At 66.3% G+C, this 13,647-nt stretch carries 12 protein-coding genes and 1 pseudogene; 6 read left to right on the top strand and 7 right to left on the bottom strand.

Going from position 1 to position 13,647, the window contains the following annotated elements; all coding sequences use genetic code 11:
- The first annotated feature begins 148 nt into the window (after positions 1–148).
- Together ACQCSZ_RS22360 and ACQCSZ_RS22355 are read left to right on the top strand one after the other, a co-directional pair.
- Positions 149–565, top strand: a complete 417-nt coding sequence (locus ACQCSZ_RS22360) for a hypothetical protein (protein WP_427005788.1) — start codon at positions 149–151, stop codon at positions 563–565.
- Entirely contained in the window at positions 562–774 is a 213-nt protein-coding gene (locus tag ACQCSZ_RS22355) for a helix-turn-helix transcriptional regulator (protein ID WP_427005787.1), read from the top strand. Before ACQCSZ_RS22360 ends, ACQCSZ_RS22355 begins: the two co-directional genes overlap by 4 nt.
- A gap of 1,178 nt (positions 775–1,952) precedes the next feature.
- Here ACQCSZ_RS22355 and ACQCSZ_RS22350 read toward each other — a convergent pair.
- Complete coding sequence (locus tag ACQCSZ_RS22350; protein WP_427005786.1) at positions 1,953–2,858, bottom strand: hypothetical protein; 906 nt, start codon at positions 2,856–2,858, stop codon at positions 1,953–1,955.
- An 864-nt stretch (positions 2,859–3,722) separates the two neighbouring features.
- Between ACQCSZ_RS22350 and ACQCSZ_RS22345 the strand changes: the two are divergent.
- Positions 3,723–4,181 (top strand): annotated as a pseudogene (locus ACQCSZ_RS22345) (FAD-binding oxidoreductase); the annotation flags it as partial.
- Positions 4,182–4,465: 284 nt separating this feature from the next.
- Entirely contained in the window at positions 4,466–4,954 is a 489-nt protein-coding gene (locus tag ACQCSZ_RS22340; protein WP_427005785.1) for a BBE domain-containing protein, read from the top strand.
- 166 nt (positions 4,955–5,120) lie between these two features.
- On the opposite strand, the gene mnhG is transcribed toward ACQCSZ_RS22340, so the two are convergent.
- The 6 genes from mnhG to ACQCSZ_RS22310 are packed head-to-tail and all read right to left on the bottom strand — an operon-like array spanning position 5,121 to position 11,576.
- Complete coding sequence (gene mnhG / locus ACQCSZ_RS22335) at positions 5,121–5,531, bottom strand: monovalent cation/H(+) antiporter subunit G (protein ID WP_427005784.1); 411 nt, start codon at positions 5,529–5,531, stop codon at positions 5,121–5,123.
- Positions 5,521–5,799, bottom strand: coding sequence for a monovalent cation/H+ antiporter complex subunit F (locus tag ACQCSZ_RS22330; protein ID WP_427005783.1), 279 nt, complete (start codon positions 5,797–5,799; stop codon positions 5,521–5,523). Before ACQCSZ_RS22330 ends, mnhG begins: the two co-directional genes overlap by 11 nt.
- The gene (locus tag ACQCSZ_RS22325; RefSeq protein WP_427005782.1) at positions 5,796–6,341 is read right to left on the bottom strand and encodes a Na+/H+ antiporter subunit E; all 546 of its coding nucleotides are present in this window, start codon (positions 6,339–6,341) and stop codon (positions 5,796–5,798) included. The genes ACQCSZ_RS22330 and ACQCSZ_RS22325 overlap by 4 nt, the downstream gene beginning before the upstream one ends.
- On the bottom strand, positions 6,338–8,011 hold the full coding sequence (locus ACQCSZ_RS22320) for a Na+/H+ antiporter subunit D (protein ID WP_427005781.1): 1,674 nt from the start codon (positions 8,009–8,011) through the stop codon (positions 6,338–6,340). Before ACQCSZ_RS22320 ends, ACQCSZ_RS22325 begins: the two co-directional genes overlap by 4 nt.
- Entirely contained in the window at positions 8,008–8,559 is a 552-nt protein-coding gene (locus ACQCSZ_RS22315) for a Na(+)/H(+) antiporter subunit C (protein ID WP_427005780.1), read from the bottom strand. The genes ACQCSZ_RS22320 and ACQCSZ_RS22315 overlap by 4 nt, the downstream gene beginning before the upstream one ends.
- Positions 8,556–11,576 carry a Na+/H+ antiporter subunit A gene (locus ACQCSZ_RS22310; RefSeq protein ID WP_427005779.1) on the bottom strand — a complete coding sequence of 1,007 codons (3,021 nt, stop codon included), beginning with the start codon at positions 11,574–11,576 and terminating at the stop codon, positions 8,556–8,558. Before ACQCSZ_RS22310 ends, ACQCSZ_RS22315 begins: the two co-directional genes overlap by 4 nt.
- Positions 11,577–11,717: 141 nt before the next feature.
- On the opposite strand from ACQCSZ_RS22310, the gene ACQCSZ_RS22305 reads away from it, so the two are divergent.
- On the top strand, positions 11,718–13,121 hold the full coding sequence (locus tag ACQCSZ_RS22305) for an MFS transporter (protein WP_427005778.1): 1,404 nt from the start codon (positions 11,718–11,720) through the stop codon (positions 13,119–13,121).
- 38 nt (positions 13,122–13,159) lie between these two features.
- Complete coding sequence (locus ACQCSZ_RS22300; RefSeq protein WP_211880885.1) at positions 13,160–13,642, top strand: cation:proton antiporter regulatory subunit; 483 nt, start codon at positions 13,160–13,162, stop codon at positions 13,640–13,642.
- Positions 13,643–13,647 lie beyond the last annotated feature (5 nt).

Here is a 13,647-nt window from a genome sequence, read left to right as displayed (position 1 = left end):
ACCGGCTTGCGGGACCGCTCAGTGGAAGGTGGGCCAGGGCAACTGGGGCGAAGTCCGCACGCGGTTAGTGCCACGGAGACATGTGCCCACCCGATACAGATGACAAGCATCCTTGACAGGAGTGAGGTCCGACTTCAAGATAGGAGCCATGACAAACAAACTTGACAGCCAGGATCGTAGTGAGGGAGACCGCGCAAGATCCCGCGCGTATCAACTGGAATTTTGGGCGGGCATAGTCGCCTACGCGGTGGTGCTCTCCGGCGTGTTGCTGTGGGGCGACTTAGACGGCGATAGTCCGTGGCGGTTCCTATGGGCGGTCCTGCCGGTGCTCCCCGGGCTCTGGATCGTGCGGGCGGTTGTGCGCCACGTGCGGCGGATCGACGACTATCAGCGACTCCTCCTGTTGCAGGGGTTCGGCGGGGGGTTCGCTGTCGCCATGATCGTTTCCGTGACGTTGGCTTTCCTGGAGATTGCGGGGCTCAGGGTTCCTGGCGTTGGGTGGATCATCTACGGTGCGGGAATGCTTGGTTGGATTATCACCGGCGCCGTCGTTGGAAGGCGATGAATAACCATCTCAAGACACTGCGTGAGGGCCGTGGCTGGACTCAGGGGGCACTCGCTGACCAGCTCGGCGTTTCACGACAGACGGTGAACGCGCTGGAAACAGGCCGCTACGATCCCGCTTTGCCCTTGGCCTTTCGTATCGCCCGGTTATTCGCTCAACCCATTGAGTCCATATTCACGCCGCCCGAGGAATCAGACGTCCCTACCTGAAGTTGATCTGGCGAGGAAACCAGCCACTTCCATGAGCCGCGGACTGGAGAAGCTGAACAGTCCTCCCTCCTACCGCTTCGATGTCCGCTCAGGGTTCCCTAAATGGCCCCAGCCGCGGCGGCGGGGTAGCCCTATTCCGCACCGATCAATAGCATGAGGTGTGGCCACGCCAAGTGAAAGTTCAAAGTTGATCAGGCGCCTAACGGTTGTCCTGCTCGGTCTTTCTCTTTTCGCTACGTCTTGCGCCGGAACGGGGCCTGCGGGTGGGGGCGGCGAAACTGCCCTGCCGCCCACGCATGAGCCGACGCCAATCCAACCGCCTACTGGCTCACTGGTCAGTCCTGAAGCTGCGCCGGCGGACGGAGCGATCTCTCATGCTGCCAGCACGCTGAGTCGGGAGCTGGCAGGGGATGCTGAATTCGCCTCAGTCGAAGTGATCAACGGGAACCGAATTATCGTTCATTGGCACGGCCCGGTGGGCGCGAAGCTACGGGACCTACTGGCCCGGTTTCCAAGCATCGACATTTCAGTCCAGCCCGCCGACTGTTCCCCTGAGCAACTTAGCGATTTTGCCAGCGAGCTGTTGGCCTCAGACCCTGCTGTGAACATTCACTTCGGTATCGCCTGATGGGTCGCACCTGACCCTCACGCTGGATGAATCAGTCAGGGCCGCATCGGACATCGCCAGCCTGGAGCGGAAGTACTCGAAGGCAGCTGGGTGCCCGGACAAAGTGGAATTCGGGGGTATTGCCCCACTCGGCGGGTAATCCACACCCAATACGGAACGTCGTAAGGCATACCCGACCGCAACCCTCGACAAAAATCATCTGCAATCTCCGCGCGGTGTCCGCTCAGGGTTCCCGTTACGGGATCCGGGCATGCGGCCATTTACCGCTGCGAAAACGCGGCCATCTATCGGTGTAAGTCACAGCTTCTGTCCACGATGAACGTTTGTAGCGGAAACGGACGAATATGGCACAGTGCGAAGAGACTACCGGAACGTGATGACAGCCAGATCGCCGTCATCACGGACGCCATTCTCGACGACGAGCACATCGACCTCGAGTTCGACTTCCCCCACCCTGCTGAACCTCCCTTCCAGCTGGTCAGGTTCGGGCTTCTTCCGACGGGATCTCAGCCCACATGCCCCGGTGGCCAGTCCGCGTATGGCAGCGGCGTTATGAAGCTTTGATAATGACATCGTCGAAATAGCTGTCGCCCACCTGCCGGGGGTGCTCCGCTCCCAGCTGCACCCGGGTCAGCGTCGTGAACCCTGTGCTGACCTGGTTGCTGTAGAGGAGCCTGGCGTCGAACCAGACCTCAACGGTGGAGGCGGCACCGTTGGCCACCACGTGCATCACCACCTTGTGCCAGGAGCCGAGCTGTACCGCCAGTCCAAGGTTGGTGTACCCGTAAGTGCCCGAAGGGGACGCTACGCGCAGCCACAGCTGGCCGTTGCCGTTGTCCCGGAAAACATCGGCCACACGGATGCCACCATTGAAGAACCGGAAATACGGGACGTTGTTTCCTACGTTGCCCGCCGTCGTGATGTTGAACCAGCCGTCGGCGTAGGCGCCCGAGGAGCCCCCCGGCAGGGTTGCTGACATGTTTGCCACCGAGCCTGAGTCATCCGTGACGTGCAGGAAGGCCGCGCAGCCCCCTGAATGGTGCTGGTCGGAGGTGACAGAGGCCGTCCCGGTCCTCGACGTGCTGGCAATAAATCCCTCCAGCGTTCCGGATTCGAAACTGGTTGCCACCACGGGTACACCCGGGTACTGGTTGGAAGGTGGCGGCGTGCCGCGCTGGCAGACCAGGGCCGGGGCCTTCTTGTTGTTGTTCTTGTTGCTGTTGTTGTTCTTGTTGTTCTTGTTGCTGTTGCTGTTGTTGTTGTTGCTGTTCTTGTTGTTCTTGTTGCTGTTGCTGTTGTTGTTGTTGCTGTTCTTGTTGCTGTTGTTGTTGTTGCTGTTCTTGCTGTTGTTGCTGCTGCTGTTGTTGTTGTTGATCGATGTGGTGGCTGTTGCGACCATCGGGGCGGCGAACATCAGTGCGATGGCTGTGGCGAACGCGAGCAGGGTTTTTTTCATGGGTCTCTCCCCGGAAATTGTGTCCCCGGTGTTTATTGGGGCGGTGAAGCCCGGCGCGGCGAGACCGGCCGCTTCAGGCGCCGGATCTTTCCGGCGCCTGCATCATAGGACACGGTTGTCTCTCTGTCACGAGTAGCGGGTACTCGCTCCCCCGGTACTCCCGGCCAGGGCGGGGAGCGGAGCGTGCAGCACGGAACGGTTGGCAACACTCTCCTCGCTCTGCAGACCAAGGCTTCCGGGCCGCTGGGGATCCGGGCCCGGTATTGCCGGGGCGCGGTCGGGGCAGACCGCGCCCCGTGCGAGCCAGGAGGCCTGCAGCGTTCCGCCACTGGCCCGTTGTCTCACAACCGGTCGTTTCCGCAGTGCCTTCTTCCCCGGTGGCTCCTCGATGGATACCTATTTCGGTCCTGGAGAGACAAGTCTTTGTCCCAGGGACTCTTGGAATCGAATCAAGTACCCTTCCGGATCTGCAACCAGAAACTGCGTGACGCCAGCTTCGTGCTCGCCAGTTCTGTACCACTTAGCCTCGGGAGCCATGAAGAGCGGCCAACCTTCGCCATCGAGTGACTTCACGAGTGGCTCGATCGACGGGACTGAAACCTGAAAGTTGATGCCGCAACCGAGTGGCCGTTCAAGAGGCCCGGTGATCCAGTTCCGACCCATGCCTGCTTGCTCGAGCATGACGTGCGCCTGAGGTGTACTACTGATGTGAGACACAGTTTGAAAGGATTGTGCTCATGTCTGCCCGACCAACCTATTCCGATGAGTTCAAGGCCGATGCCGTGAATCTGGTCATTTCCTCCGGTCGTTCACCAGCCTCGGTGGCCCGAGCTGGGGATCTCCGGAACCGCGCTGAAGCGGTGGGTGCAACTGCACCGGGAAGGAGAGACCGGGGCCGGCGGCAAGCCCGATGATCCAGTGGATCCCGCGAATTACCTTATTGTCCGGCCTTCGTCTGCTGACCACGTCGCCCATGCCATCGGCTTCGCCCGCGCCGAAGGGCTCGAGATCTCCGTGCGGGGCGGCGGCCACAGTTATGCGGGCAACGCGGTCTGTGACGGCGGGCTGATGATCGACCTCGCCTTGATGAACCGGGTCAGCGTGGATCCCGCTGCCAGGCGGGCAGTATGCGGCGGAGGCACAATCTGGCGCGGCCTGGACGCCGCGACTCAGGAGCACGGGCTGGGCGTCACCGGGGGAACGGTCAGCAGTACGGGCGTCGCCGGCCTGACGCTGGGCGGCGGCATGGGGTGGCTGACGCATCGAAGTGGTCTCAGCTGCGACAGCCTCGTATCCGCCGAGCTCGTCACCGCTGACGGGCGCATTGTCACCGCTGCAGCGGACAGTAACCCGGACCTGTTCTGGGCGCTTCGCGGCGGCGGCGGGAACTTCGGAGTGGTGACAAGATTTGAGTTCGTGCTAAGCGAGGTCCCGCCATTGGCCCAGGTCGGTCTGTTCTTCTGGGGTCCGGATCAGATGGGCAAGGCTCTTCAGTTCTGCCGTGAGTTCCTGGCTGCGCTGCCTGCCGACATCATGCCGCCGTCGTCGCGCCTGTGCGTCGGATGGCTCCTCCACCGCTCTGGGAACTCGTCACCCCGCTCCCTTACGTGCAGCTACAGCGGCTCTTCGATGAAGACTCGCCGCCGGGCGTTCTTGCTTATGAGAAGTCCCTCTACCTCGACGAGCTCACTGACGAAGCGATCGAAGTCCTTGCGGCTCATCTACCGCTCATGTCCTCGCCGATGTCCGACACTCCTATTTTCCCGCTCACCGGCGCCTATCGGAGTGTGCCGGACGGGGCCACCGCCTTTGGCGGAAGCCGGAAGGGCGGCTGGCTGGTCAACATCGCAGCCGCGGCGGACCAGCACGACGTTTATGATGCAGAGCGGGCAAGAGTCCGCCGCTTTTACGAGGCGCTGCGCCCGCATGCCACCGGTTCGGGCGGCTATGTGAATCTGATGTCGAATCCTGAGGAAGAGCTGGTGCGTGACACTTACGGGCCGGAAAAATACCGCCGCCTGCAGTCCCTCAAGAAGCTGTGGGATCCGGACAACATCTTCCACCGCAACGCCAACATCCGATCGGACGCCGTGTAAATATCTGCCCGTCCTTACCCGCGAACCCATAGCGGGCCAGGCATTCATCCGGCCCGCGGGTGCCGCTGGATCCCTTACAGTGAATTTTCGTACCGATCCTCCTCGGACCCCGGCTCCCCGGGGCCCCTCACCGGAAACCGGTCACCGAAACCGGCCACGGTTCCGGCTACGGTTCCGGCTTGCGCCGCGCGTCGTCGTCGAAACCGCGCTTGCCGGCCGCCTGCTGCACCACGGCCTCCAGCTCGTCGGTGCTCAGCAGCTCCGGGTGCAGGTGCTTGGTGCGGTACCCTGCCCGGCCCACCATGTGGGCGGACACCGGCACCGTGAGCAGCTGGAAGATCCAGGCCACCGCCAGCACGGGCCACACCCACCAGGTGCGCAGCTGCAGCCCCACCGCGACGAGCAGCAGGAACAGGCCCAGCACCTGGGGCTTGGTGGCGGCGTGCATCCTGCTCATGAGGTCGGGAAAGCGCAGCAGCCCGATGGCCGCGGCGAGCGACATCAGCGCGCCAAGCACCATGAAGACCGCCGAGACGGCGTCGATCACGGCGTCGGCGGAGAGCGGTTCAGGATTCATTGACGTTCCCCCGCCGGTCCGCGACGAACCGTGCCACCGTGACGGAGCCGACGAACCCGATGATCGAGATCGCCACCAGCAGCATCAGGTTGTTCAGGTGCCGGTTGACGGCCATGTCGATGCACAGCGCCGCCCCGAAGATGGCCAGCAGCACATCCGCGGCGAGCACCCGGTCCAGCAGGGACGGACCCCTTCCGATCCGGATGATCGCCCCGGCCGCGGCCAGGGACAGCACGACGGCGGTCACGGTCAGGACAAGCTGCATCATGCGGCCGCCTCCTGGTTGAGTGCGGATAGTTCGTCCTTTGTCCCCATGATGCGGATGAGTCCGGCCTCGGTGTCCCGGACGTCCTTGCGGAGCCTGGCGGCGTCCTCGGCGTTGCGGACATTGATGCCGTGGATGTAGAGCGTGGACGTGGACCTGTCCACCTCCACCACGAGCGAACCCGGAATCAGTGAGATCACGTGCCCGGTGGCGGTCACCAGGAGATCGGAGTGGCTCCGCAGCGGGACGGCGACGACGGCGCTGATCACCTTGGGCCCGCGGGCCACGGCCAGGTACAGGACCTGCCAGCTCGCTGCCACGACTTTGGCCAGGAAGATGCCGGCAAAGACGATGGCGCGCAGCACGTTGAAGCGGCCGCCGAGCTCCACCGGGGGCAGGTAGAACAGCCTGGCCACCACCACGGCGACGAGGGCGCCGAACAGCAGGTTGCCCGGGCTGAAGTCCTGCCACAGGGCGCCCCAGACGAACAGCAGCCAGATGAGCAGGGGCAGCTCCTGGCGCAGCGAGACGCGCCGCCGGCTCATTTCCCGCCGCCCTGCTGCTGGCTGCCCGGCGTAACGCCCGGCGTAATGCCCGGGACGCTCCCGGGATCCCGGCCGGGCCCGGGCTGGGCGATCGCCGGCACGGGCGCCTCCTCGCCGAGCACGGCCTGGATATAGGATGACCGGTCCAGCATCTCCTGGGCCGACTGGTCGGCCACCTTGAACAGCGGTCCGGCGAAGACCGTCAGGCCCACGCCCAGCAGCACCAGCCCCAGGGTGGATCCCACCATGGTCCGCGGCAGCAAGGTCACGTTGGTCCTGCCCGCACGGTCGCCGGTGGCCGAATCCTCCGGGGCCGCGAGCAGCACCGGATCGGGATGCTCCGCGTCCGAGGGCTTGCGCCAGAACGCACGGTTCCAGACCCTCGCCACGGCCAGCAGGGTCAGCAGGCTCGTCAGCACTCCCCCGATCACCAGGGCGTACGCCAGCGGGGTGCCCAGCTGGACCCCGGCCTGCAGCAGCCCGAGCTTGCCCAGGAACCCGGAGAACGGGGGGATGCCGGCCAGGTTCATGGCCGGGACGAAGAACAGCACCGCCAGCAGCGGCGAGAGCTTGGCCAGCCCGGCCACCCGGTCCACCGAGGAACTGCCGCCCCGGCGCTCAATCAGCCCCGCCACCAGGAACAGGCTGGTCTGGATGGTGATGTGGTGCGCCACGTAGAAGACGGCGGCGCCCAGCCCGGCGGCCGTGGACATGGCCAGGCCGAACACCATGTAGCCGATATGGCTGACCAGCGTAAAGGACAGGAGCCGCTTGATGTCGCTCTGCGCCAGGGCGCCGAGGATCCCCACCACCATGGTCAGCAACGCCGCAATCATCAGCGGGGTGTTGAGCGTGTCCCCCGGGAACAACAGCGTCTCGGTGCGCACCATCGCGTAGACGCCCACCTTGGTCAGCAGGCCGGCGAACACGGCCGTGACGGGCGCGGGCGCCGTCGGGTACGAGTCCGGGAGCCAGAAGGACAGCGGGAACACGGCGGCCTTGATGCCGAAGGCGACAAGCAGCATGACGTGCAGCAGGGTCTGCGTGCCCTGGTCCAGGCCCGCCAGTTTGATCGCGAGATCCGCCATGTTGATGGTTCCGGTGGCGCCATAGACCATGGCGATCGCGATCAGGAACAGCACCGAGGACACCACCGAGACCACCACGTAGGTCACGCCGGCACGGATCCGCGGGCCCGTCCCGCCGAGGGTCATCAGCACGTAACTGGCGGTCAGGAGGATCTCAAACCCCACATAGAGGTTGAACAGGTCCCCGGACAGGAAGGCGTTGGACACCCCGGCCACGAGGATCAGGTAGGTGGGGTAGAAGATCGAGACCGGCGCGTCCCGGTCGCCGTCGGCCATGCCCTGGCCGGCGGCGTAGATCAGCACGGCGAGGCTCACGGCGGAGGACACCACCAGCATCAGCGAGGAGAACTGGTCCACCACCAGCACGATGCCCCACGGCGGAAGCCAGCCGCCGATATTCACCGCCGCGGTGCCGCCCTCCCAGACGGAGGCGAGCAGCCAGCACTCCAGCAGCAGGGTCAGGGACAGCAGCCCGATGCTGACCGCCCGCTGGGCCCGCGAGTACCGGATCAGCAGGAAGGTCAGGGCGGCGCCCAGGACGGGAAGTACGACGGCGAGCGGGGCAAGACTGGCGATGTTCACCCTCCGCCTCCTTCCGGGTGATGGGTCAGGTTCTGCGATCCGGGCCGTTCTTCCGCCGCGGCGGCCTCGGCCGGGATCAGGCGGCCGCCCGCCAGCACGCCGGCAGCGCTGGTGCCCGCGGCGGCGTCCATGGCCAGCGGGAATTCCGAGGTTTCCACCGGAACTATGGAGTCGTCCTCCGCGTCGAAGCTGGGCGTCTCGGCCACCCGGCGGTCCTCGGCGTCGTCCTGGATGTCATCCTTGCGGCCCAGCACCCAGGTGCGGTAGATGATCCCCAGCATGAACGCCGTGACGGCGAAGGAGATCACGATCGACGTCAGGATCAGGGCCTGCGGCAGCGGATCGTTGTAGTCCCGCGGGTCCGTGTCCTTGTTGAAGATCGGCGCCAGCCCGGCGTAGCCGCCGGTGGCGAGGATCAGCAGGTTGGTGGCGTTGGCCAGCATCATCAGGCCCAGCAGGACGCGGGTGAGGCTGCGCTCCAGGATCAGGTAGATGCCGCACGCGTACAGGGCTCCCATGACCGCCAGCAGGGTCAGGTTGACGCTCATGCTTTCCCCTTTGCCGTGGTTTCGGCGGGAATTCCGCCGGCTTCCTGGTCTGCGTACGGCTCCGCAGGGTGTTCCTCGAAGTGCTCGTCGATCTCCGCGCCCAGGCTGCGGAGCACATCCACGACCAGGCCGACGACGACGAGGTACACGCCGATGTCGAAGATCGTCGAGGTGACGAACTTGATGTCGCCGAAGACGGGCAGCCACAGCTCGACGATGGCGCTCTGAAACACCTGACCGCCCAGCAGCAGCGGCACCACCCCTGCGGCCGCCGCCGTGGCGAGGCCGATCCCCAGCAACGTGCCGGCCCGGACGGGGGTGGCCTCGCGCAGCTCGAAGCGGCCGCCCGCGAGGTACCGGATCGTCAGCGCCAGGCCGGCGGTCAGGCCCCCGGCGAAGCCTCCGCCGGGCAGGTTGTGCCCTGCCAGGAGCAGATAGACGGAGAAGACGATCACGGAGTGGAAGATCAGCCGGGTGACCACCTCGAAGATGATCGAGCGGCGTTCCGGTGCCATGGTCCGCCCGGCCACCAGCCAGGCGTCGCGGCTGGCGGCGGCGAACCGGCGGCTCATGGCCAGCGCGGCGTCGGCGCGGGTGTTGCCCCGGGCGCCCCTCCAGCGGCCCACCGTTCCTTCGGCCACGGTCGAGGACGCCTGGAGGCGGTCTCCGCGACCGCGGACGAAAATCAGGCTGGCAACACCTGTCGCGGCCAGTGCCAGCACGGAGATCTCGCCGAAGGTGTCCCAGGCGCGGATATCCACCAGGGTGACGTTGACGACGTTCAGGCCCCCGCCGCCCTCGTAGGCCAGTTTCGGGAACTCGAGCGAGACCGGCAGCGCCACGCGGGCACCGAGCGCGTGGATCGCCACGAAGACCATGGTGATCCCGAAGGCCGCGCCGATGATGACGCGGATGACCCGGTATTTTCCGCCCATGCGGTCCCGCAGCCTGGCGGGGAGGCTGCGCATGGCGAGGACAAATGCCACCAGGATGATGGTCTCGACCAGCATCTGGGTCAGCGCGAGGTCCGGGGCGCCCTGCAGGGCAAACATCAGGGCGATGCCGTAGCCGCTCACGGAGACCATCAGCACGGCCAGGAAGCGCTTGTTGGCACGCACGGCGGCCAGCGCGGAGATCACGATCCCGGCGCCAGCCACGAGCTGCAGCGGGGAGTTGGGGTCGATGAAGTACAGGCCGTCGGGCAGCGGCCTGTCGGCGAGGACCAGCGCCGCGAGCGGGAGCACGGTGGCCACGGTGAGGATGACGGAGAGGTAGAAGAACAGCGAACCGCGCTGGGTCCGGCCGGTCACCCAGACCGCCGCGTCGTCAAGCGCGCCGATGGCCTGCTGGTAGGCGCGGTCCCCGTCGATCCAGCCGGGGACCAGGCCCTGCAGCCGGGCAACGGCGTCGCGCCCGTAGAACATCGCCAGGCCGAGCGCAAAGGTCAGGGCGGTCAGTCCGAGCGCCGGGGTGAAGCCGTGCCACAGGGAGAGATGACCGGCCGCGCCCGCCGCGGAGCCGCCGTCGGGGTCCGTGCCGCCGTGGCCGGTGCCGGCAAAGAGCGCCGCGTACGGCTGGATCCAGCCGTCCACGGGTGCCGGCCACAGCCCGTAGATGACCGTCAGGAGGCTCAGGAGGGCGGGGGCGGCGAGGAACGCCGGCTTGATCGGCTTGAACGGTGTGGCTTCGACGCCGGGCTTCACCGCGAAGGCGCCCCACATGAAGCGGGCGCTGTAGGCGAAGGTCAGGATGGAGCCCAGGACAAGCCCGGCCAGGATCAGCAGGCCTGCCGGCGAGCCGGTTCCATAGTGGACGAACGCCTCGAAGACGGACTCCTTCGCCACGAACCCCGCCAGCGGCGGCACTCCTGCCATCGAGGCCGCACCGATCCCGGCCACCACGGCCAGCGCCCGGGCGGAGCCGTAGACCCCTGAAAGTTTGCGGATGTCGCGGGTGCCGGCCTGGTGGTCGATGATGCCCACCACGAGGAACAGGGCGGCCTTGAAGAGCCCGTGGGCCAGGAGCAGGGCGAGCCCGGCGAGCGCCGCGCCGGGCGTGCCGAGTCCCACCACCATGGTCAGGAAGCCCAGCTGGCTGACGGTGCCGTAGGCCAGGATGAGCTTGATATCCGTCTGCCGGAGCGCCCGGTACCCGCCCACCAGCATGGTGGCCAGGCCCAGGCCCAGCACCAGGGGCAGCCAGAACGCCGTGTCCGCAAACCCCGGGGCGAGCCGCGCCACGAGGTAGATGCCCGCCTTCACCATGGCGGCGGCGTGCAGGTAGGCGCTCACCGGAGTGGGTGCCGCCATGGCGCCGGGCAGCCAGAAATGGAACGGGACCAGGGCCGACTTGGTGACGGCACCGATCAGGATGAGGACGACGGCGGCGCCCACGGCCGCCCCGGCCGGTCCGGTGGCCAGGGTGGGGGCCTGCGCCAGGATGGCCGAGATCCGGTAGGTCCCGGCGCTGAAGCCGATCATGATCAGGCCCACGAGCATGGCCAGCCCGCCGGCGGTGGTCACCATGAGCGCCTGGAGCGCCGAGCGGCGTGCGGCCAGCCTGGTGCGAGCGTAGCCGATCAGCAGGTAGGACAGCACGGTGGTCAGTTCCCAGAAGATGAACATCAGGAGCAGGTCGTCCGCGGTGACCAGCCCGAACATCACCCCGGCGAAGGCGAGCAGCTGGGCGCCGAAACCGCCCAGGTAGTCATCCTGGTCCTTGAAGTACCGGGCGCAGTACACGAGCACCAGCGCACCCACCCCGAGGACCAGCAGCGACATGACCCAGGCCAGGGCATCCATCCGGAAGGCGAGCTCAAGCCTGAGCTCGGGGATCCAGGGCAGCACCTCTTCCGTAAACCCGGCGTCCGAATAGACCTGCCCCTGCTGCAGGAGCAGCCAGAGGAAGGAGCCGGCGGGAACCGCTGCGAGCGCGTAGAACGAATTCCTGCCGAACTTCCGGAAGAGGAGCGGCGCCACAGCGGCCACCGCAAAGTGCACGGCAAGGACTGTGATCACTGGTATCTCCGCAACGTCAGGGTTTCGATTGTCAATAGGTTGGAGCAGGCGGTCATTCGTTGGGTTCGGTATCGACAGTTTACCAAGCGTTGACAAATGCTTTACACACTGATTCCGGCGGAGGCGGCTACCATTCAGGCTATGAACCCCGCAGCGGCCCCCGGTGCCACCCGCCCGCCCTCGGAAGTCGAATCCGGGAGCCAGGCCTCCCACAAGGGGCGAGTCCTGGCGTGGGCCGCCTGGGACTGGGGCTCGGCGGCCTTCAACGCCGTCATGACCACCTTCGTCTTCACGGTCTACCTGACGTCCGGGTCCTTCGGCGGCGGGGACCAGGCCTCGGCGGTCCTGGGCAGCGCACTGGCCACCGCCGGCGCCGCCATTGCCCTGCTGGCACCTGTCACCGGGCAGCGCTCGGATGCAGGCGGCCGGCGCAGGCTCTGGCTGGGCGTCAACACGGCCGCCGTCGCGCTCCTGACGGGCCTGTGCTTCTTCGTCTTCCCGCGGCCGGAATTCCTGCTGCTTGGCGTGACGCTGATTGCGCTGGGCAATGTCTTCTTCGAATTCGCCGGCGTGAACTACAACGCCATGCTGGCGCAGGTCTCCACCCCCGGGAACATCGGCAAGGTGAGCGGTTTCGGCTGGGGAATGGGGTATCTCGGCGGCATCGTGGCGCTGCTGATTGTGCTCCAGCTGTTCGTCCAGCCCAGTTTCGACTGGTTCGGCTCGTCCACCCAGGACGGCCTCAACATCAGGCTCGTGGCCGTTTTTTCCGCCCTCTGGTTCTTCGTCTTCGCCCTGCCGGTGCTGTTCGCCGTGCCCGAACTCCCCAAAGCCGGGCCGGGCGCGCGCCCCGGCTTCCTGGCGTCCTACGGCCTGCTCCTCCGCCGCATCAAGGCGATCTACCGGACGAGCCCGCACACCATCTACTTCCTGCTCGCGAGCGCCGTCTTCCGGGACGGGCTGGCCGCCGTCTTCACTTTCGGCGGGATCATTGCCGCCGGCACCTTCGGCTTCGAACTCAAGGACGTCATCTTCTTCGCCATCTTCGGCAACATCGTGGCGGCGGCCGGGGCCATCGCCGGCGGCTTCCTGGATGACAGGATCGGCCCGAAGGCGGTCATCATCGGCTCCCTCGTGGGGCTCCTGACCGCGGGCACGGTCATCCTGGTCCTCGGCAACGGCAGCTATGTGTTCTTCGGCCTGGACTGGTCCGGCAGCACCACGTTCTGGATTTTCGGCCTGTTCCTGTGCCTCTTCGTGGGGCCTGCCCAGTCCTCCTCGCGCGCCTACCTCGCGCGCCTCGCCCCGCATGGCGAGTCCGGGGAGCTCTTCGGCCTCTACGCCACCACGGGCCGGGCCGTGAGCTTCCTCGCCCCGGCACTCTTCACCCTCTGCATCACCATCGCGTCCCCGCTCGTGGCTCCCGGCGAGGCCCAGCGCTGGGGCATCCTCGGCATCATGGTGGTGCTGCTGGCGGGGCTGCTGGTACTCCTGCCGGTCAGGCCGCCGGGAAAGACGGAAATCGCCGTCGTGCCGGAAGCCTGAGGCCGCCGAAACACCGGCGGGCGGACTAGGCTGGAGCCATGAACGTGGACGAGGTAGACCTCCCAGGCCTGGGCCGGCGCAAGGACTTCATGACCGCCTCGGGGCGCCGGATCGGCGTCGTCGAATACCGCGAAGGCCAGACAGAACTGATCGTCTCGACCTGGGACGATCCGGACACCTGCCAGGCGTCCATCCCGCTGACCGCCGACGAAGCCGCGACCCTGGGCAACCTGTTGGGCGGCCAGCGGCTGGCCATGCAGCTCTCGGAAGCGCACCGGGAAGTCCCGGGGATCGTCACCCGCCAGTTTTCGATCGGCGCGGAATCCCCCTTCCATGACAAGGCGATGGGAGATGCCTGCATCCGTACCCGCAGCGGCGTCTCCATCGTGGCCATCATGCGCGAAGGTGAGGTGCTCCCCTCGCCCGGACCCGACGTCGTCCTGCACCCCGGTGATCTCCTTGTCGCCGTGGGAACGCAAGAAGGCCTGGACACGGCGGCCGGCATCCTGCGCAACGGCTGAGCGGC

The organism is Pseudarthrobacter sp. H2 (assembly GCF_050157045.1).
Classification (GTDB): Bacteria; Actinomycetota; Actinomycetes; order Actinomycetales; family Micrococcaceae; genus Arthrobacter.
The sequence above is the reverse complement of the archived record's forward strand: the minus strand, read 5'-3'. Positions and strand labels throughout refer to the sequence as shown.